Source organism: Wandonia haliotis (assembly GCF_039523435.1).
Classification (GTDB): Bacteria; Bacteroidota; Bacteroidia; order Flavobacteriales_D; family Crocinitomicaceae; genus Wandonia; species Wandonia haliotis.
In genome coordinates this window covers 725,654-743,811 of sequence record NZ_BAAAFH010000011.1, presented here as the reverse complement: position 1 = coordinate 743,811, position 18,158 = coordinate 725,654, and the positions used below count along the sequence as shown (strand labels likewise).

20 protein-coding genes are annotated in these 18,158 nt (G+C 36.0%); 13 read left to right on the top strand and 7 right to left on the bottom strand.

What is annotated here, in order from left to right; translation table 11 throughout:
- Window positions 1-7 precede the first annotated feature (7 nt).
- The 6 genes from ABDZ97_RS11675 to ABDZ97_RS11650 all read left to right on the top strand — a co-directional run bounded on the left by ABDZ97_RS11675 (window position 8) and on the right by ABDZ97_RS11650 (window position 5,139).
- A complete protein-coding gene (locus tag ABDZ97_RS11675) occupies window positions 8-520 on the top strand; it encodes a hypothetical protein (protein WP_343787809.1) in 513 nt (170 codons plus the stop codon).
- Window positions 504-1,652: a ligand-binding sensor domain-containing protein gene (locus ABDZ97_RS11670; protein ID WP_343787807.1), complete on the top strand. Its 1,149-nt coding sequence runs from the start codon at window positions 504-506 to the stop codon at window positions 1,650-1,652. Before ABDZ97_RS11675 ends, ABDZ97_RS11670 begins: the two co-directional genes overlap by 17 nt.
- Window positions 1,653-1,815: 163 nt before the next feature.
- Window positions 1,816-2,631 (top strand): AraC family transcriptional regulator, encoded by an 816-nt coding sequence (locus ABDZ97_RS11665; protein ID WP_343787805.1) that lies wholly within the window; start codon window positions 1,816-1,818, stop codon window positions 2,629-2,631.
- A gap of 208 nt (window positions 2,632-2,839) precedes the next feature.
- On the top strand, window positions 2,840-3,208 hold the full coding sequence (locus tag ABDZ97_RS11660) for a VOC family protein (RefSeq protein WP_343787803.1): 369 nt from the start codon (window positions 2,840-2,842) through the stop codon (window positions 3,206-3,208).
- Window positions 3,209-3,419: 211 nt separating this feature from the next.
- Entirely contained in the window at window positions 3,420-4,457 is a 1,038-nt protein-coding gene (locus tag ABDZ97_RS11655) for a sensor histidine kinase (protein WP_343787801.1), read from the top strand.
- The gene (locus tag ABDZ97_RS11650) at window positions 4,450-5,139 is read left to right on the top strand and encodes a LytR/AlgR family response regulator transcription factor (protein ID WP_343787799.1); all 690 of its coding nucleotides are present in this window, start codon (window positions 4,450-4,452) and stop codon (window positions 5,137-5,139) included. The genes ABDZ97_RS11655 and ABDZ97_RS11650 overlap by 8 nt, the downstream gene beginning before the upstream one ends.
- A 155-nt stretch (window positions 5,140-5,294) precedes the next feature.
- Here ABDZ97_RS11650 and ABDZ97_RS11645 read toward each other — a convergent pair whose 3' ends face one another.
- The 7 genes from ABDZ97_RS11645 to ABDZ97_RS11615 are packed head-to-tail and all read right to left on the bottom strand — an operon-like array spanning window position 5,295 to window position 11,588.
- On the bottom strand, window positions 5,295-5,807 hold the full coding sequence (locus ABDZ97_RS11645) for a hypothetical protein (protein WP_343787797.1): 513 nt from the start codon (window positions 5,805-5,807) through the stop codon (window positions 5,295-5,297).
- Between the two features lie 5 nt (window positions 5,808-5,812).
- Complete coding sequence (locus ABDZ97_RS11640; protein WP_343787795.1) at window positions 5,813-6,331, bottom strand: hypothetical protein; 519 nt, start codon at window positions 6,329-6,331, stop codon at window positions 5,813-5,815.
- A 5-nt stretch (window positions 6,332-6,336) separates the two neighbouring features.
- Entirely contained in the window at window positions 6,337-6,855 is a 519-nt protein-coding gene (locus ABDZ97_RS11635) for a hypothetical protein (protein ID WP_343787793.1), read from the bottom strand.
- 5 nt (window positions 6,856-6,860) lie between these two features.
- Window positions 6,861-7,343: a hypothetical protein gene (locus ABDZ97_RS11630; protein WP_343787790.1), complete on the bottom strand. Its 483-nt coding sequence runs from the start codon at window positions 7,341-7,343 to the stop codon at window positions 6,861-6,863.
- Between the two features lie 29 nt (window positions 7,344-7,372).
- Window positions 7,373-7,867 carry a hypothetical protein gene (locus tag ABDZ97_RS11625; RefSeq protein WP_343787788.1) on the bottom strand — a complete coding sequence of 165 codons (495 nt, stop codon included), beginning with the start codon at window positions 7,865-7,867 and terminating at the stop codon, window positions 7,373-7,375.
- A 5-nt stretch (window positions 7,868-7,872) separates the two neighbouring features.
- Complete coding sequence (locus tag ABDZ97_RS11620; protein ID WP_343787785.1) at window positions 7,873-10,332, bottom strand: T9SS type B sorting domain-containing protein; 2,460 nt, start codon at window positions 10,330-10,332, stop codon at window positions 7,873-7,875.
- A gap of 11 nt (window positions 10,333-10,343) precedes the next feature.
- Window positions 10,344-11,588, bottom strand: coding sequence for a hypothetical protein (locus ABDZ97_RS11615; protein WP_343787783.1), 1,245 nt, complete (start codon window positions 11,586-11,588; stop codon window positions 10,344-10,346).
- A gap of 428 nt (window positions 11,589-12,016) precedes the next feature.
- Between ABDZ97_RS11615 and ABDZ97_RS11610 the strand changes: the two genes are divergently transcribed.
- The 7 genes from ABDZ97_RS11610 to ABDZ97_RS11580 all read left to right on the top strand — a co-directional run bounded on the left by ABDZ97_RS11610 (window position 12,017) and on the right by ABDZ97_RS11580 (window position 17,909).
- Entirely contained in the window at window positions 12,017-12,451 is a 435-nt protein-coding gene (locus ABDZ97_RS11610; RefSeq protein ID WP_343787780.1) for a hypothetical protein, read from the top strand.
- The gene (locus tag ABDZ97_RS11605) at window positions 12,441-12,671 is read left to right on the top strand and encodes a hypothetical protein (RefSeq protein WP_343787778.1); all 231 of its coding nucleotides are present in this window, start codon (window positions 12,441-12,443) and stop codon (window positions 12,669-12,671) included. Before ABDZ97_RS11610 ends, ABDZ97_RS11605 begins: the two co-directional genes overlap by 11 nt.
- Before the next feature lie 121 nt (window positions 12,672-12,792).
- Window positions 12,793-14,217, top strand: a complete 1,425-nt coding sequence (locus ABDZ97_RS11600; RefSeq protein ID WP_343787776.1) for a hypothetical protein — start codon at window positions 12,793-12,795, stop codon at window positions 14,215-14,217.
- A gap of 137 nt (window positions 14,218-14,354) precedes the next feature.
- Complete coding sequence (locus tag ABDZ97_RS11595; RefSeq protein WP_343787774.1) at window positions 14,355-14,543, top strand: hypothetical protein; 189 nt, start codon at window positions 14,355-14,357, stop codon at window positions 14,541-14,543.
- Between the two features lie 563 nt (window positions 14,544-15,106).
- Entirely contained in the window at window positions 15,107-16,015 is a 909-nt protein-coding gene (locus ABDZ97_RS11590) for a hypothetical protein (RefSeq protein WP_343787772.1), read from the top strand.
- Between the two features lie 388 nt (window positions 16,016-16,403).
- Entirely contained in the window at window positions 16,404-16,595 is a 192-nt protein-coding gene (locus ABDZ97_RS11585) for a hypothetical protein (protein ID WP_343787770.1), read from the top strand.
- A 405-nt stretch (window positions 16,596-17,000) separates the two neighbouring features.
- The gene (locus ABDZ97_RS11580) at window positions 17,001-17,909 is read left to right on the top strand and encodes a hypothetical protein (protein ID WP_343787768.1); all 909 of its coding nucleotides are present in this window, start codon (window positions 17,001-17,003) and stop codon (window positions 17,907-17,909) included.
- Window positions 17,910-18,158 lie beyond the last annotated feature (249 nt).

The following is an 18,158-nucleotide window of genomic DNA, read 5'->3' as shown; positions in this document are numbered from 1 at the left end:
CTGAAAAATGGCTAGGTATATAGCAATGACAAAATCCATATCAGATACAATTAGAAATGATAAATTAATAGCTGTCATTCCGGGAGTAGTAGGGGTAAGTTGTTTGATTTTATTATTGTTCAGGTTGAATTTAGTATTGATAGTTTTGTCTATTGTTTTTTCAGGACTAACTTTTACTGTTTATTTTCTTTCAAAAAGAAAGTGGATAATTCAATATAATCAAGAAAAAGATTTGATAATTATCCGAGGTAAAAATGTGTGTTATACAACGAAATTGACCAATGTTTTTAACATAGTAGAATACTCTCATTTTGTGCCGAGTTATAATCGAAATTCGTATACTAACTATTGTCTATATCTTATTGAGCCTATTGCAATAGGAAATGAAATTCCTTTTACTATTTATGATGGAGAAAATGAGCTAAAAAACAACTACTATTTTCTGAGAAGGGAAATAGTACAAATGAGAAGTCAAAAAGCTAAATCAGCAGTAAAAAATACGGGTGATACAAATAAGTAATAATGATCGCCCCGAAACCGTTATTAGGATAAAAATAAGTGATAAGATGATGCTAAAAGCAAAGTATGTAACCTTCGTTCTGATGACTATTCAAATCACTTTGTGTACGGGACAAGTGAAAGAAAAAACTATTTCTGATATAAAAGAAAATGAAGTAACTCTCCAGCCAATCGTTTTACACCAAAACACGACATTTCCTCAAATTCACACCAACCTAAATGGAATGGTAAGAGAGTTTGTAAGAACGATGTACCAGGACAAAAAAGGAAACTATTGGTTTGGAACAAATGGAGATGGAATTATACGCTATGATGGACAACTACTTGAAAAAATCGCAATTGCAGGAATCAGCCCTCATTTTAGGGTTTTGGAGATTGTAGAAGATAAAGCAGGTAATTTGTGGTTTGGAACATCTGAGGGACTCCTAAAATACGATGGTAAAGAGTTTACAAATTTTTCAAAAGAAGAAGGAGTGCAGAAGGAAGAGATTTGGGGAGTAACAATTGACAAAAAAGGACTTGTTTGGGTTGGGTCGACAGGAGGGGTTCGTTATTTTAACGGGGAGGAATTTAGATCTTTTTCGTTACCGATTTCAAGAGTTGAAAATGCAAATCCTATGCTATCTGACAAACTGGTTTTTAAAATCTTAGAAGACAGGAATGAAAATATGTGGTTTGTTACTGATGGAAATGGAATTTTTAAATTCCAAAAGGAAGAATTCATTCATTTGACAGCTGACAATAAACTTACTGATAATCATGTTGCGGATATTTTAGAAGACAAACAAGGAAATATTTGGATTGGAACTTTTTATGGCGGTGTGAGCAAATTTGATGGTGAAACGTACACCAACTTCACTCAAGATGGCACTATTGCAGGTGTAGAAGCGTATAATTTTTACGAAGACAGTCAGGGGAACATTTGGTTTACGGCTGAAGGTTATGGTGTTTACCGATATGATGGCATAAATTTCAACCAGTTCACAACCGAAAACGGATTAACTTCAAATGTTGTTCAGAGTATTTTTGAAGATAACAAAGGACAACTCTGGTTCGGAACCTGGCAGGGTATGTGTATTTTTGATGGAGAAAAATTCGTGAATGCGAAAGACAAAGAACCCTGGGTGAACTAAAAATAACTGTTGTTAATAGCATGTATAAATAGGGTCTGGTCAGTCTGTGCCTGGGGAATCTACAGGGTTTTCCAAAGCCGGTCGCTGTCAGATGAGGAGAGTATAGAAACAAGTAGGATCTCTTAGTTTCATTATACGTGCCCCGATGAAATATCTTGGATAGATGAACTACAAGACATATAAACCACATAAAGATTTAGCATCCATCGTCAAATTCTATTGGACATTGGAAGTGCCTTTTGACCCGAACAATCAAAAGCAAAAAATAGTGCCCGATGGTTGTATCGAAATGACGTTTAATTTTGGAGATAAGATTAAAAGATTTACTTCGGAAACTGATTTTGTCCTTCATCCTGATGCAATGCTAATGGGACAAAGAACAAAATCATTTGACATCTTACCCGTTGGTGATGTTGACACCTTCGCAATCTGTTTCTATCCTGTCGGGTTCGCAAACTTCATAAAAACAGCTCTTGAAAACCTGGTTGACAGGGAAACACCTATTTCAGAACTTTTCGAATCCGAAGAAACCGATGAATTAGAGCGGCAAATGATTCAGGCAAATGACAGTCAGGAAAGAATTGATATTATCGAGTCCTTTCTTCTGAAAAAACTCAATGAAAAAAATACAATTAGTACGATCGTAGAATCAACCGTTGATACGTTGCTCAAAACTAATGGAACAACTCCCATACATGCGATTTTGAAAGGTGATGTTTCGAAGAGAAGACAGCTGGAAAGACATTTTAAAAAACAAATAGGTATCAGTCCCAAACAATTAAGCAAAGCTATCCGACTGCAAGCAACATTAAGTTTGTTACTCAACAAAAAATCAGAAACACTCACAAGTATTGCTTATGAGAGTGATTATTTCGATCAAAATCACTTTATCAAAGATTTTAAAGACTTTGTCGGAATCACGCCAAAGGAATTTTTGGGAAATGAGCAGATGGCATTATCGGCACTTTTCTACAAGTAAGTTTGCTGTGTCGCATTTCTACTATTTTGCCTGGTTTCTGACCTGTACATTTGCACCTGAATCAAAATAAATAGGAGTAATGCTGATCAAAAGAATAATTCAGGTTGTGATAGTTTCTGGGATGTGTCTTGTTGCGTGTAACAATCCGGAGAAGATAAATTCTGAGGCAGCGACAAAGGATCTTTTAACCAATTCAAAAGTAAAAAAAATGAACAGTTACGTTTCAATGTTTGAAATTCCGGCAACGGATATTTCACGGGCAATCCATTTTTATCAGGGAGTATTGGACCTTAAAATTGAAAAAATGGATGTCGAAGGTATGCAAATGGGGATTTTGCCGTATGAAGAGCAAGTGGTAACAGGCATACTGATCCAGTCGGACGGATATAAACCTTCAGCAGAAGGCGTAACAATGTATCTGAACGCAGGAGAAGATCTACAGGTTGTTCTTGACAGAGTAGTGGAAAATGGCGGACAAATAATAGTGCCTAAAACAGCTCATGCAGATGATAGTGGGTATTTTGCCATATTCCTTGATTCGGAAGGGAACAGAATGGGGCTTAACTCACCGAACTAAAATCTAAAAGAAAAACCGAACGTATACCATTATAGGAAAACAAGAGCAATTTTAGTGATAAAATGAAGACATAAAACAAAGATGAGTGAGTAGAAATCTGATGCTATTTTCTATTTTGCAGATGAAATTACCCGTTTTGCATAATACGTTTGTTGTAATAAGGACAAACCATGAATTTTGCTTCTGTCAATACTCATTAAATTTGTTTAGTATGAAAAAGTCAGTTGTTTTTGTTATTCATGTGGGGTTTTGGATTGCCTACCTTTTACTGTTATTTGTTATTGTTGCCGCTGCAACGACTGGATTTTCTTCAGGCATTAGCCCTGAATACATTATCAAAGTAGGATTTTCATTTGTCCTGTTACCTTCTTTGATCACGTTTTATTTGTTCTATTGGTATCTCTTTCCGAAATACATAAAAACAAAAAAAATAGGACCTTCGTTGGTCTACGGAGCATTGTTTTCTGTTAGTGCTGCTTTTGTTGGCGGCCTGATGTTGAGCTTATTTTTAGGTTCAGGTATCCTATTTAAAGGAGGTGTTAATTCTTTTCTTTCAGAAATTGCAACTATGTCGCTTGTTGGATTCGTTGCGGGAGTGATGAGTATTATCATTAAAGGCTTCATCACATGGTATGATGAAATCAAATTGAAAGAAGAGCTTATTGTAAAAAATCATCAGATAGAACTCGCATTGGTGAAAGCGCAGTTAGATCCACATTTTTTATTCAATACGATAAACAATATTGATGCGTTAATACTCAAAGACCAGCAGGTTGCGTCTGAGTATTTAAATAAACTGTCGGATATTCTTCGCTTTATGCTTTTTGAAACTAAAACAGAACAAATTGCTTTGTCAAAGGAAATTGAATACATGGAAAAGTATATCGCCTTGCAAAAAACAAGAACCGCCAATGATAATTTTGTGCGCTTTACGGTAAGCGGAAAAATAGGACATCAAATGATTGCACCCATGATCCTGATTCCCTTTGTTGAAAATGCGTTTAAACATACGCACAATAAAAAAATGGATGAAGCCATAACTATTTCGTTAATAGTACAAGATGAAAAGATTGTTTTTGCGTGCGAAAACAAATACAGTAAAAACAATGATTTACTTCTGGAAAACAATGGTTTAGGAAATGATTTGATTCGAAAAAGAATTGCGCTTTTGTATCCGGAAAGGCACAGCTTAGTAATTACAGATCAGGACAATTGTTACGGTGTAAAATTAACTTTGACGAATGATTAAGTATTCTTGTATCATTATTGAAGACGAACCTTTGGCTTTAGAAAAAACCAAAGGTTTTGTTGAGAAAATACCTTTTTTAAATTTGCTCAGGACATTTGATAATGCCCTGGAAGGGTTGGCGTTTTTGAAGTCGAATAAAGTAGATTTACTTTTTCTGGACATCAATATGGATGAGCTTTCAGGTATTGAGCTACTTGAAAATACAAATTTGGACTGTCACGTAATCCTTACAACAGCTTATTCGGAATATGCCTTAAAGGGATATGAACTCCATGTTACAGATTATTTATTGAAGCCATTTTCATTTGAACGGTTTTTACAGGCTGTAAACAAAATCTACGACAAAAATACGGTTCCGTCTAATGGGGTGACGAGCAAATATATTTTCGTAAAAACAGAAAACCGACTGGAAAAAATTAATCTGGATGAAATCCTGTATATCGAAGGAATGCGAGATTACAGAAGAATACATACGAGTAATAAACGGATTATGACACTTCAAAGCTTTTCAGAATTGGAGCAACTTATTCCTGCTAATATGATTTGTCGGGTACATAAATCGTATATGGTTGCGATTAGTAAAATAGACGAAATCGAACGAAGTCGAATCAAAATTTCGGATCAACTTATTCCCATTTCAGATACGTATAGAAATCATTTCTTCGCACAGATTAACAAGTAAAAGAAAATGATAATCAATTATCAGGAAAAGCCCACAGTGTGTTTTTGTAAATAAAAATGGGTAAATTATTTCGACATGGAAGTGTCAGAGGATGCCTGTAAATATTAGCATTATCCTACCGATCATTTGATGTAGAACACCTCCCATCATGTTGATCAATGCTGTTTTACGGCAATCTGCTTGCAAATGCAATGGTAATAAGGTACCAGATCCTGCATCCAGTAACTGATATTGGTCTTTTCAAATGTGAGGTATAACGTGTCATTAATTAACCTGTTGTTATTTCCACCTCCTTCATTATATATTTGCCACGTTTTATTATCTGTAATTCCTTTAATCGAATCATAAAAACCAAAAGGAAGAAAATCATTTGGGTTTTGATTAGTATATGTAAAGGATAGATTAAAGTTATTATCAAAGTTTTGTAAGTAAATAGAATCTCCATGCCCTCCATTTGGAAAACTATACTCCTTGTGAACAATTTCCATATCATATAAATAGACTCCCATGGTGTCATATACTTTGTATTCTCCAATAAATTTCATCCAGGGTTCTGCGATGGAAGCCGTAATAGGAGCAATTTCTTTCTTACAGGCAAGTAGCAAGAGAACACCAACAACTGTTAGCATTCTCCTACCTACCATTTGAAGTAATTTGCTACCCATCATGTTGATCAATGCTGTTTTACGGCAATTTGTTTGCAATCACAAGCATAGTAAGGTACGACATCTTCTATCCAGTAATTGATATTGGTTTTTTGGAAGCGCAAACGGATTGTGTCATTGCTATAGTTATTATAGTCTTCATAAAGTGCACTTCCTAACCTCCAACGTTTATTATTACCATCATACAGCGTATCATGACTACCTATTCTAATTCCCATTACATAGTTTGCCCACTTATACTGAGCAACTGTAAATGAAAACTCGTCATCGAAATTTTCAAAGCGCAAGGAATCAGCAATGGAATAATTAGTAGAATAATCCTTTATTCTTGTGATTTGCATCATGTACAAATAGTTTCCCAATGTGTCATACACCTTATATTCTCCCGATATTTGGTTTCTTTGTACCCATTCATCTACGGGAGGGGTAATCGTAGGGACTTCTTTTGTACAGGCAAGTAGCAGGAGAACACTAACAGCTGTTAGTATTCTCCTACCTGCCATTTGAAGTAATTTGCTACCCATCATGTTGATCAATGCTGTTTTACGGCAACCTGTTTGCAAATGCAATGGTAATAAGGTACCAGATCTTCCATCCAGTAATTGATATTGGTTTTTTGGAAGCGCAAACGGATGGTATCATTTTTAAAGGTATTGTAGTCATCAAAAAGTACACCCCACAATTTCCAACGTTTGTGATTTGCATCAAACAGCGTATCATGACTGCCTATACTAACCCCCATTACATGGTTTGCCCACTTATACTGAGCAACTGTAAATGAAAACTCGTCATCGAAATTTTCAAAGCGCAAGGAATCAGCAATGGAATAATTAGTAGAATAATCCTTTATTCTTGTGATTTGCATCATGTACAAATAATTCCCCAATGTGTCATACACCTTATATTCTCCTGATATTTGGTTCCTTTGTACCCATTCATCTACGGGAGGGGTAATCGTAGGGACTTCTTTTGTACAGGCAAGAAGCAGGAGAACACCAACAACTGTCAGCATTCTCCTACCTGCCATTTGAAGTGATTTGCTACCCATCATGTTGATCAATGCTGTTTTACGGCAATTTGTTTGCAATCACATTCAAAGTAAGGTGTACTATCTTCTATGTAATAATTAATGTTTGTTTTTTGGAAGCGCAAACGGATGGTATCTTTTTCAAATTGATTGTAATGTTCATAAGCAGCTCCTCCTAATTTCCAACGTCTATTTTGTGTATCAAATAAAATATTATGAACTCCAATTCTGACATACATAGGCATATTTGCAAAATTCTCTTGCTTAGCTGTGAACGTAAACTCTCCATCGAAATTTTCAAACCGCAGTGAATCAATGGTTTCATTTTCCGGGTGCGGGACGTGCACAATATTCAGATCGTACAAAAATTCACCAAGGGTATCATACACCTTGTAGTTCCCTTCAATCTTATCCCACCTGGTAAGCAATTCGGGTGTTGATGTAGAAACCTCTTTCTTACAGGCAAGTAGCAGGAGAACACCAACAACTGTTAGCATTCTCCAACCTGCCATTTGAAGTAATTTGCTACCCATCATGTTGATCAATGCTGTTTTACGGCAACCTGTTTGCAATCACAAGCATAGTAAGGTACGACATCTTCCATCCAGTAATTGATATTGGTTTTTTGGAAGCGCAAACGGATGGTATCATTCTCAAATTTATTGTAGTCGTCAAATAACGCTCCTGATAATTTCCAACGTTTATGATTCGTATCATACAATGTATCATGACCTCCAATACTAACTCCCATTACATGGTTTGCCCATTTATATTGTGCAACTGTAAAAGAAAACTCGTCATCGAAATTCTCAAAACGCAAGGAATCAGCAAGCATACCTGTGGGGTCTTTTATTCTTGTGATTTGCATCATGTACAAATAGTTTCCCAATGTGTCATACACCTTATATTCTCCTGATATTTGGTTCCTTTGTACCCATTCATCTACGGGAGGGGTAATCGTAGGTACTTCTTTTGTACACCTTACTGCCATCCAACAGAAAATACCCATCAAAAACACACCTAACAGCACTCTCATAATCACTAATTTATAACAAGTTTATCAAAATGAACGGTATCTTCCGTGGTAATTAACACAAAATAAGTGCCCGGAGCGAGATGAGAGATATTGATTTGGTTATCGCCCGGCGCCACTTTCTTTTGTAGTACCTTACTGCCTTTGCCACTTAAAAGTACCATGTCGTATTCGGGTTCCTCCAGTCCGTGAATGGTTACCCGATCAGTAGCCGGATTGGGCGAAAGGGTAATGGCGCTTTGGCTGGGTTGGCGAACCCGTTCATTTTCTTCTTCTCCTTCCTCCATGGTTATGGGTTCCCTCAGTTCGGCTTGTACGGGTAGTAAATAGGCGTCGTTTTGCTCCAACAGCCCCAGCCCGTTGTACTGGTGGGTGTAATTGACGTATATAGAACCACTGAAATGTTCATCCCATCCGCAACCGAATAGGGTTATACTGTAGAAATAATACGCTTCGCTGGTGACCAGCTCGCCGGTGATGTGGTCTCTACCGTCCCAATAGATTGATGAATACGGGATGGGGTTACTGGGAGAAGGAGCCGTATAGGAACAGCACCCTACGCCATAATCTTCCAATTTATGCACGACATTCCCCCAGCGGTTGAAAATAAGCAAAGAGAACCCCTGGGCATTGAATGCACAAAAGGGATGGTCTTCATCTCGTACAAACCAGAAATCGTTTAACCCGTCATCGTTTGGCGTAAATATATCGGGAAGGGGCGTATCCAGCGTAAAGCCTTCCCACTCCTCACAACACTCCTCGCAATCGTCTACACACACCGAAGGATCGATCTCTCCGATAAATCCGGGACCTGCTGAAAAAAAGTCTCCCAGTACAATCTCATTTCCGGCCTGGAAGAGTACGTCCGCATTTCCGGTTTCCACAGGGTCCGTCAAACCGGCATAAATACAGTTCCCCACTTTCGTTTCTCCGGGAAGCGGGTCGTTGTACGGGGTGCGGTCTTCGTAATTGATACATATCGGGCAGTAGCGACAGACAACAATAATCCGGAAAGTAAAGGTTCCCGTTAAAGGAATACAGGCATTCCGGTCATCTGCACTTAGTGTAAAATAATATTCTCCTGGTGGGGTAGCCGGACTTGTTTGCCAGTTGAAACTAAATGTTCCACCCGCTGGTGATGGTGGAACTGTAGTAAAAGACGAAGGTATATCATACGTTTCAAAGTAAACTATTTGCTCACTCGGATCATCATTGTACAGTGTTGATGTGAAACTCACGAGCCCCCCTGCCGAGACGTAATAGGTGTATTCTCCCGTACCATTAATCCCGTCCATCCACGGGGCAAGGTTATCTGCGGTATGTACTACCAACGTAAGTGATTGGGTAAACGTACACCCTTCAGGAGTGGTAACTGTAACGGAATAATTAGAGTTTCCAAGTGTAGGAGACACTGTAACGGTTTTTAATCCTACTCCGCTTTGTCCGTTACTCCATGTGTATACCCATCCGTTATCTCCCGTGGCGGTAAGTTCTACAGGGTTATTTTCACACACGGCAGTTCCTTCGTGGAGGATGTCTACCCTTGGGTTTACAAAACAAAAGTCTACATACGTTCTGTCCGTACAGCTCCCCAGAGCCGTGAGAGATACCCGGTAGCATTCACCGGGTAACACAGTTCCGATAACGGCACTAACATCCAGTGTGCCTGCCTGTCCGGTCTGATCTCCGGAGTTATAGCGAACATCGCCTCCGGGGCTTGTCCGTACAATTTCCCAACGGTACCCTTCCTCGTTCGTCGTTGAGCTTCCGTCTACACTGATTGCATCACCTACGCAATATGCAGTTGTAGGGATAGTTAGCCCTGCAACAGGAAGTTGGGTAGCCGGGTCAATGGATGTTACACTGACATCGTCAATCAGGTAAATATTGCTTTCCGGTGTAGAAACTCCGCCAAACGGACCAAAAGTCAGGTAATGTGTTCCGCTGCTCTGGGCTGTAAAACAGGCTGAAACCTGTACGTACTGCGTACCCGTGGGAACATAGGTAATCAGTGGCTGAATTGAGCTTGAATAAGGAGATAGCTGGACATTGGGCACCGTCGGGGCAATCACTACCCCGATTTGCTTGTCGGCTCCCGTCGAGTAATCTTTTCGTACCCAGAAAGAAACCCGGTAGGTATCTCCTGCGGTAAGGGGTTGTGTTGTTCCATAGCAAAATTCAGCCATTCCGTTCTGAGGTGCTCCAAAGCGTCCGCAGGCAACTCCCGTACGAGGTGTTCCGGAGATCATATCGTAATTGGGGTGTACTACATCACAGGTGTTAATCAGATTATGCCACCCGACAGCATATTCAATGGAATGGTCGTAGTAATCGTCGGCAATTCCGTCGTTATTATCATCATTATCCCATTGCTCAAAACCACCGTTGATCATGTATTCTGTCTGACCCGATACATTGTGAGTCAACCCCAACAAAATGGGGATCCAAATGAGTCGTAAATACTTCATGTCTCCTGTGTTTAGTTTCCTGTTTCCAACCCGGTCAATCGCTGTTCAAGCTGCTGCATTTTTTCTTCCTGCTCCAATAGATACAGTGTCAATTCTTCTATTTTTTCCAACAGGATGCGGTTCATTTCGCCAAGGTCGCTGCCTTGCTCCAGTACTTCCTTGCGTGAGGGAACGCCCGGCAGGTGTCCCTTTTCGGTGATGTGCGTGCGTACTTCTGCCAGTGTGGGCAGTTGGTAATCCTTTTCGAACACATAATCCGGCCAGGTGTCCATATTGATTACCACCCGGCGGGTGTAAAATGTTTCTTCATCGGCATTCATGTAAAAAAGTGTCCGGTTCTCGCCTGATACCCGGAAGTTTCCGGAGGCATCTACATACAACGGCGTATGCCCGGTTTGGGAATGCTGCACCTTGAGGATTTCCGTACTCGGGTCGGTATATTCCATAAACAGGAGTTTGGCATAGGGGGTGGAGTTGTCCGACTGGTCGATATGCACGGCTGCACCGTTTGTAGGGTTACTGACTTTCAGGCGGGCAAACGTGGAAATGTCCGTTCCCACCGCCATCCGGCTGTTTACCTGCAAAGAGGTGTGGAAAAACCCATCGCCCTGTACGTGCAGTTTGTGTTGCGGCGCATTGGTGCCTATCCCTACATTGCCACAAAGGGCATAGAGCTTGTCCGGTCCGTTGGCCCATGTTGGCGTGGAGCCGGCAAAACAATCCCGGGGTCGGTAGATGATGTCGGAGAATGCGATCCCGGGTGCACCTTTTACCTCTCCGTTGGTATTGCCATCGCGCACCAGAAAATGGAGTCCGCTTGCCTCGCCGATTGAATCTATCGTTGTGATTTCATCGAGTATCAGTTTTTTGCCAACGCCAACGTCCTGTACGAACTTGGCATCGCCTGCCACATTGAGATTGCCCGCTATTTCCATATCGTCTTTGTTCATCGAGACGCTTTGCGATACAACGGATACCGTCGGGCATTCGGCAGACGTAATCCGCACGGCATACACGCCCGTTCGCTGCGGGCTGAAAGACGAAAGCGTTGCTCCGCCGATGGCTGCGTTGTTCTGGTCGGCACGTACCCACTGGTAATTCCCTGAAGTTTCTACAGCGGTAATGGTGGTGCTGTCGTTGCTGATGGCAATCTGGTTGTTTAGCGATATTTGCTGGCAGTCGGGGTTGTTTTGTGCGAAACTGTGCACGGAAAAAATCAGTGCGATTCCGCGTATTAAAGTAGTAGTCGTTTTCATAATTATTGATTTTTAATTTACAATACTATAAAAAATGATTTACAATTTGTTTAGATGTAATTTTTTACTTTTTCTTCTTTTGAGTTGAAAAAAGAAAAAAACTACATGAAATAATCTGTTAGTAACCCTGTTTTTACTAAAAACAGGCGAATGAATACCGTTTAGCCAAACAAGACTCCTTTCCGGAATCGGAAACCTGTTCTCGTATATGTAAAACAATTGAAAGCGCAAAAAGTTACAGGGGGAGGAATTATTTTTTTGTAGTGGGTTGATAATCAGATAAAGTATAACGACTGTTTTTTCGGAGTGGGAGAGGGAATTGAAATTTGTGCTAATTATTAGGTTAACAGCATATAAGTGTAGATGAATGCATGTTTTTTGTCTATATTTGATTTAGTGAAAATCTTTCCTCTACTAAAAACAACATTATGATACATCCAAAAACCATAATTATTTGTGTTTTATTTTTATCAGGATGTGCATCAATTTCATCTATACCTGAAGAATATATAAGAAAAATAAAACCCTTTGATGAGTCGGAAATTCTAATTAACGAATCAAAGACTTGTATTTATGAACAATTAATAAGAGATAAATTTCCATATTATAGGGTTCACTGGTATTCTACCAACGAAATATGGTTCTATGATTTTAAAGAAGTAATTAATTCTACTGGAGCAGGGCGATTCTATCTAATGGAGATTTTTTTAGTGAATTTTGACAATCCTACAAAAATAGCATGTTCTGTAAAATATTTTAGTTGCTTAGAGAAGAGATTAAATAAGATAAAAAAAACGGATAAACATGATAATGGAATAATTAACTTAATTCAAATCTTAAGAAACTGCAATAATGGAGGATAAAATAAGACATATACTAGCTTTAATTTTAGTAGTTTCATTTATAGGAATAATAGGATTTCTTATAATTTATCCCTACAAAAATGAACTCATAGGTTTGACTGATAACGATAATGTTATGATAAAATATTTAGATAAAACAGCTTCTCTATTTACTGGAATTATTGGAGTTATTATTGGATACTATTTTGGAAATAAAAACAATAATGTCTCAAGCAAATAGTATAATCGGGTAAAGTACAAAGAACTATTTCCGACATAGAACAAATAATCAAACATTCTGAAAAGACCATTTAGGGAGTTCTAAATACTTTTGCATTAAAAAAGTAGTAATTCAAAATAGAATGATAAAAGAGAAGGATCAAAGTTATATATTTGAGTGTCTTGAAAAACAGGAATCTATAAAGGATGTAACTTTCGAATACGCTGGTTTTATTGATTTCGAGAATAAGAGGTATAAGAGTATAGTTTTTGAGAACTGTATTTTTAATGATAAGGTTCTATTTACTAATGTTAATAAACTAATTTCATTTGCGTTCATTAATTGTCAGTTTAATGAAGTTTTTAATGTTGAAGATTTAAAGGATATAACAACGATTGAATTTCAAGATTGTAAGTTTAAATCAATATATATTAATGAATGTAGCTCTTATCGATTAATAATTATAGGATGTGAAATAACCAAGTCTTTAGAGGTTCAAGATGTTAAAGTTGCCCAAGCTATAATCGAGACTAGTACTAATAACCTCCAGGGCTCTATTAGTATAAATTCGAGAGAGATAGATGATTTATACTTTAGATCGAATAATGATACATATTTTGAAAGCATATCGCTTTATAGTTTCAATTCAATCTGGATTGAAGCAGATATTAATAACTTATATTTTAATGCTGAAACATTTAAGGGAATTGAGTGGTCTAGTTCTCTAGACCATGTCTATAAGGTCAAAAATTTTGATGTCTCAGAATTAAAATTCTCGGGAAATATTGTAGTACAGAATACAAAAATTGATAACTTAAACCTAAGTAATGTATACTCAAATAGTGGAATACTTAAATTTATAGAAACAGAGATAGAGTCAATAACTATTGATAGCTGCTATATTGATAATTTTATTCTAAATCAGGTTCAATTTACGAGATATCCGGATATTCAAAATTCCGATCTAAGTAATTTGAAGATGATAAATATTAGATGGGCAGATAAGTCAAAGAGTTTGGAGAATTCTTTTTTGAATGAGACAATACCTTTCCTTTATAAGCTGCGAAAATCTTTTTTACCTACGGAAAAAAAGTACGATAAAGTAAATATTTCTACTTTAAAATACCATATAGAGACTTATCGACAATTGAAAACTGCTTCAATAAAAGCTAATAATCAGATTGATCGTTTGTCTTTTTATCGGAATGAAATGAAGTTATATTGGAAACTAGTCCGTATTGAGGAAGATATACCGTGGAATGATAGAGTTTTGGTGTTTTTGAATCGATGGTCTTCAGACTTTGGGCAGAATTGGATACTTCCTTTAATTTGGCTATTTCTTTTTCACTCAATATTCTTTTTGTTCATTATGAATTGCCTTTGGAGTAATTCTTTTTCTGGAAACTTTGAATTTGGTCAGTTTTGGATATTATTAAACCCCTTACATAAAACGCCAGACTATATTAATACTGGTTCAGAATTATTTATTGAGTTTCTGATGAGAATTTTTAATTCTTATTTTATTTATCATTTTGTTAAAGCAACGCGTAAATTTGGTAAACCATAATGGGTAGATAGAGAAAAGTACATATACTATTACGACTTTTAGAGTCATTTTTATGTAGGCCTATAAATTAATGATCCTTTAGTTTATTATAATATCGTGAGTAGTGATTTGAATTAGAATAAAACACCAGATTTTAAATGAGAAGACCTAAAATAATCGGAACATTGAAAATTGAAAAAATGATGGCTGGAAATTGGGCTGTAATAAACGATATTAAAAATCCACCAAATAAAATTATTGTTCCATGCAGATCAATTGAACATGGCGAGGAGATAATCAAAAAAATAAAAGAAAGTAAGCCTGGTGATACTATTCACGTGGGATAGAAAACAGAGAATATCAAATACATGAAAGTACCGAAAAAAGCTATATCTGAAAAGGTGCCATTGCTGATTTTTAACCGTTGTTGGTAATATGGAAGAACTGAATACATCCGAATTAATTACTGCTGTATTGATACATTTTGTAATTCCCATACTAGGAATTGTTTTTTACTTTATTCTTTTACATAAAATGAAAAATAGTAATATCCAGAACCCACCTATTGTTGCATTGTTTCTGGAATTTTTTATCTGCGGAGGATTTTTGTTAATTGTTTTGACCTCTCTATTTTGGAAATGGTCCGCAATAGCAAGTCTCGGAGCTATTTTTATATTTTTTATTGCTCCATTTATTATGCTTGGATTGGCGATTTATTACATAGGTAAACGGAATGACTCGAAATATCATAAAATAACCTTTTATCTTGCAAGTATGTATTTGCCTGTCATCACAATCGTCTATTTATTAATACTATAAAATAAGAGATGAGACCTGGTGTATTGACTGTCTGCCTACCACCTTTTCTTGACAATGGAAAACAATTATTGACTTAGAATAAAGAATTAAGATGAATAAATGGATGGTATGTCTTGTTATTGTACTTAGCTTGCCGGTTCAAGCTATGTCACAAGAAAGAAGTTTTTTTGAAAGAAATAACATACAGGGGGAAGTATCTTATGTATATGGGTATGGTTTAGAGGAGTTGAGAGAAGTAGAATTCATTGCGGAAAGTGTAGAAAAGGGAAATGTTGTAATTGTTTCCGGACCAGAACATTTTTCTAAAAAAGGGTATAGTAATGGAGTACTAGATATTGATAAACACTATGATACAGCATGTGGGGTAATAAAAAAGATGTTACAAGAAACTCTTTCAGAAAATCAAGTGTTCTTTTTTAAGGAGAAAGATTTGATTTACCTTGATTATTTTAAAAGAGTTGATGAGAAAAAGTTCAAACAAATTAGGTCGAAATTTGTGGATAAGGTAGATTTAAGTACTACGCAATCTATTAACAAGGCAGATTCTATTGATCGGCTTTTTTTAATCCAAGAGTTTGTTGACCAGTATAATTTGCCGGAAATGGATTCCTTGATGTTGGTGCATAATTTTTTTAAGTTAAGTCTTGATAGGGTTTTGGAAGTTACTAAATCCATATACCCAACGAAAAAGATAATTGTTGTTTTTAATGATTTTCATTATATGGAAGGAATTAGGTACCTTTTAAATTTTTTGCCAAACACACCTAATTCATATTTCTTTTTACCAAGAAAAGGCTCATTTGATAATAAATATAGTTCCCTTAAAGTAAAAAATAGAATCAAGAATCATAAAAGTTATGAGAATTATGATATCATTGATTCAGAAGATTTGCCTAGAAAACTTAAATTCTCTAAAAGTGTGATTTTTGAAAGGGAGGTATTGTTGAATTTGGGTGTGAAATTTATTTATTTCAAAGAACTAGATAACTGTATGTGGTAGGAAAGATTCTTGAGGTGATAAAACGACTGCAAAATATGGAACGCTACGGATGGTAACTATGACCTTTTTATTTTATTATGTATTGATTAGTAGTTGTTTGTTTTAATAAGGTTCTCAAAATCTTCTAAAGGGAGTATAACAAAAAAGGGAGATAATTCATATACTAAAAGCCAACATCCAAGGATGGCTATGATAGTTAAAACTAAATTATTATTTAGTTGTGCTGTAATATATTCAAACAATTACTTTGCCCAAGATAAAGCTACTATTAAGGGATATGAATTACTGCTAAAAGGAGTTATTTGGTCATTAGGATTGAAAAAAGAACTTAAATAAATCAAGCAAATTGATCTTGATGACATTGAAGTAGAATTAGTACCTAGTAACTATGCCACAGAATTTCGAGATATCCTTTTTATATACTCCCTTTATTCAAGGAGCAATGAAACTGGTTGACGTACATTCCGAAGGATTGTCATCTGGCAAAAATCCTGTTATATTTGAAGCAGTTGGAGCTGGTATATCTGTTGTTCTAACTATAATCGGAAATAAAATAGTAAATGATCAAATTGGAGAATGAATATGAAACAAACACAATTTAAGAAGCAAATGGCATATATAATTAGTGGTTTTTTTTTGATTCTAATACTATCTTCGATCTTTAATAAATTGGTTTTTATTAAAACTAATAAAACCTGTGGTAAATTATTGAAAATAAGTACCAGTCGATACATTGAATATCTTGACTTTTCATACATTGTGAATGGAAAACAGTATATAGGATCTTTACCCAAAAAACAGCTTAAAAATTCTATTGAATTAGACCATTTAAGAAAAATGGATTGTATTGAAATCGAGTATTCAGCTTTTTTTTATTCTTATAACAGAATAGTAGATACTTTGGTTATTGATCCCCATAGATAATGTATCAAACTTGCACCTGACGACAAGATTTGTTTTTAATTTATTGAAAAACAATAATATAATGAAAGTAAAACATTGTTTAGGAATAGGAATGTTGTTTATTTCATGCTCCTTAAATTTTGAAAAAAGTGAAATGGATATTGATTCATCTAGTGATATAGTTGAGTCTATTGATACATTATTTCAATTTCCTTTTTACACAACATTTAGTGTTAATAATAATAAAATCAGTGTCATAGGTGAGAATAACTCACTATTAAGTTATACAGATACAGGATTTAAATTAATGGGAGAAATAGATAGTGAATACTATGTAGAGCGTCTTTTTCATACGTCAGAAAATTTAATCTTAGCTGGAATAGGAACAGAATATTTATTAGAAGAAGTTTTTATTTTAGACTCAAGCATTAATATAATTAAATCTATTAAATCACTAAATGTTTTATCTATAAATAAGTTTTCAAATCATGCATTATGTTTGGGGGACTACTCAAGTGATAAATTTTTATCTTTAGCAGAACAAATAATAAATTATCACTTTTTGTATGATTTCAATAACAATGATACATTAAAACGTTTTAAGGATAATTTTTTAGTAGTAAATAGCGGTCCTTATTATCACGAATTTAATTTTAATGAATTTCTGGTTGGAAGAGATAACAAGCTTGAAGTAATTAAGTATTCAAAAAACGGAAAAGAACTCAAAAAGTTTTCCATTAATTTGAAAAAAGATGGTAGTGTTCCTGTTTATTTTTTTGAGAATAACAAATATTTATCATACACTTCAGGAAAGTATACATTAAGTACCAACGATGGGAAAGTTCTGAAAACATTCAATGTAGCCCCGCAATTTTTTCACCAGTTTTCAATACAAGACGAAAGTTTGAATGTTTTTGGCTGGTTAGATACAGATAATGATGAGTTGGATAGTTATTTTTTTGTAAAACAGACTTTTAGTGTAAATTATTAGTTGACAAGTAGTGAGGCAAATCCCGAAATAAAAGCGAATAAATGACTTCGTTATAATGTTCATTGAAATAAAAACTGAAAAACGACTGAAACGGAAATTTACTATCTTTAAATAGAAACGGAATCGGGACGGAGTTGGACATGGATAGATTTGTGTACAACTATTACTTAATAGGAGGCGAGCGATCAAATCGGTTGAGTTACAGATAGTGGAACGGATTATGCAGGGTATGATGACATAAAAACAGGG

Bases quoted from the DNA above. Each gene is read 5' to 3' on its own strand.
- ABDZ97_RS11675 (WP_343787809.1), top strand. From the start codon at position 8: ATGGCTAGGTATATAGCAATGACAAAATCCATATCAGATACAATTAGA.
- ABDZ97_RS11665 (WP_343787805.1), top strand. From the start codon at position 1,816: ATGAACTACAAGACATATAAACCACATAAAGATTTAGCATCCATCGTC.
- ABDZ97_RS11660 (WP_343787803.1), top strand. From the start codon at position 2,840: ATGAACAGTTACGTTTCAATGTTTGAAATTCCGGCAACGGATATTTCA.
- ABDZ97_RS11655 (WP_343787801.1), top strand. From the start codon at position 3,420: ATGAAAAAGTCAGTTGTTTTTGTTATTCATGTGGGGTTTTGGATTGCC.
- ABDZ97_RS11650 (WP_343787799.1), top strand. From the start codon at position 4,450: ATGATTAAGTATTCTTGTATCATTATTGAAGACGAACCTTTGGCTTTA.
- ABDZ97_RS11645 (WP_343787797.1), bottom strand. From the start codon at position 5,807: ATGATGGGTAGCAAATTACTTCAAATGGTAGGTAGGAGAATGCTAACA.
- ABDZ97_RS11640 (WP_343787795.1), bottom strand. From the start codon at position 6,331: ATGATGGGTAGCAAATTACTTCAAATGGCAGGTAGGAGAATACTAACA.
- ABDZ97_RS11635 (WP_343787793.1), bottom strand. From the start codon at position 6,855: ATGATGGGTAGCAAATCACTTCAAATGGCAGGTAGGAGAATGCTGACA.
- ABDZ97_RS11630 (WP_343787790.1), bottom strand. From the start codon at position 7,343: ATGGCAGGTTGGAGAATGCTAACAGTTGTTGGTGTTCTCCTGCTACTT.
- ABDZ97_RS11625 (WP_343787788.1), bottom strand. From the start codon at position 7,867: ATGAGAGTGCTGTTAGGTGTGTTTTTGATGGGTATTTTCTGTTGGATG.
- ABDZ97_RS11620 (WP_343787785.1), bottom strand. From the start codon at position 10,332: ATGAAGTATTTACGACTCATTTGGATCCCCATTTTGTTGGGGTTGACT.
- ABDZ97_RS11615 (WP_343787783.1), bottom strand. From the start codon at position 11,588: ATGAAAACGACTACTACTTTAATACGCGGAATCGCACTGATTTTTTCC.
- ABDZ97_RS11610 (WP_343787780.1), top strand. From the start codon at position 12,017: ATGATACATCCAAAAACCATAATTATTTGTGTTTTATTTTTATCAGGA.
- ABDZ97_RS11605 (WP_343787778.1), top strand. From the start codon at position 12,441: ATGGAGGATAAAATAAGACATATACTAGCTTTAATTTTAGTAGTTTCA.
- ABDZ97_RS11600 (WP_343787776.1), top strand. From the start codon at position 12,793: ATGATAAAAGAGAAGGATCAAAGTTATATATTTGAGTGTCTTGAAAAA.
- ABDZ97_RS11595 (WP_343787774.1), top strand. From the start codon at position 14,355: ATGAGAAGACCTAAAATAATCGGAACATTGAAAATTGAAAAAATGATG.
- ABDZ97_RS11590 (WP_343787772.1), top strand. From the start codon at position 15,107: ATGAATAAATGGATGGTATGTCTTGTTATTGTACTTAGCTTGCCGGTT.
- ABDZ97_RS11585 (WP_343787770.1), top strand. From the start codon at position 16,404: ATGCCACAGAATTTCGAGATATCCTTTTTATATACTCCCTTTATTCAA.
- ABDZ97_RS11580 (WP_343787768.1), top strand. From the start codon at position 17,001: ATGAAAGTAAAACATTGTTTAGGAATAGGAATGTTGTTTATTTCATGC.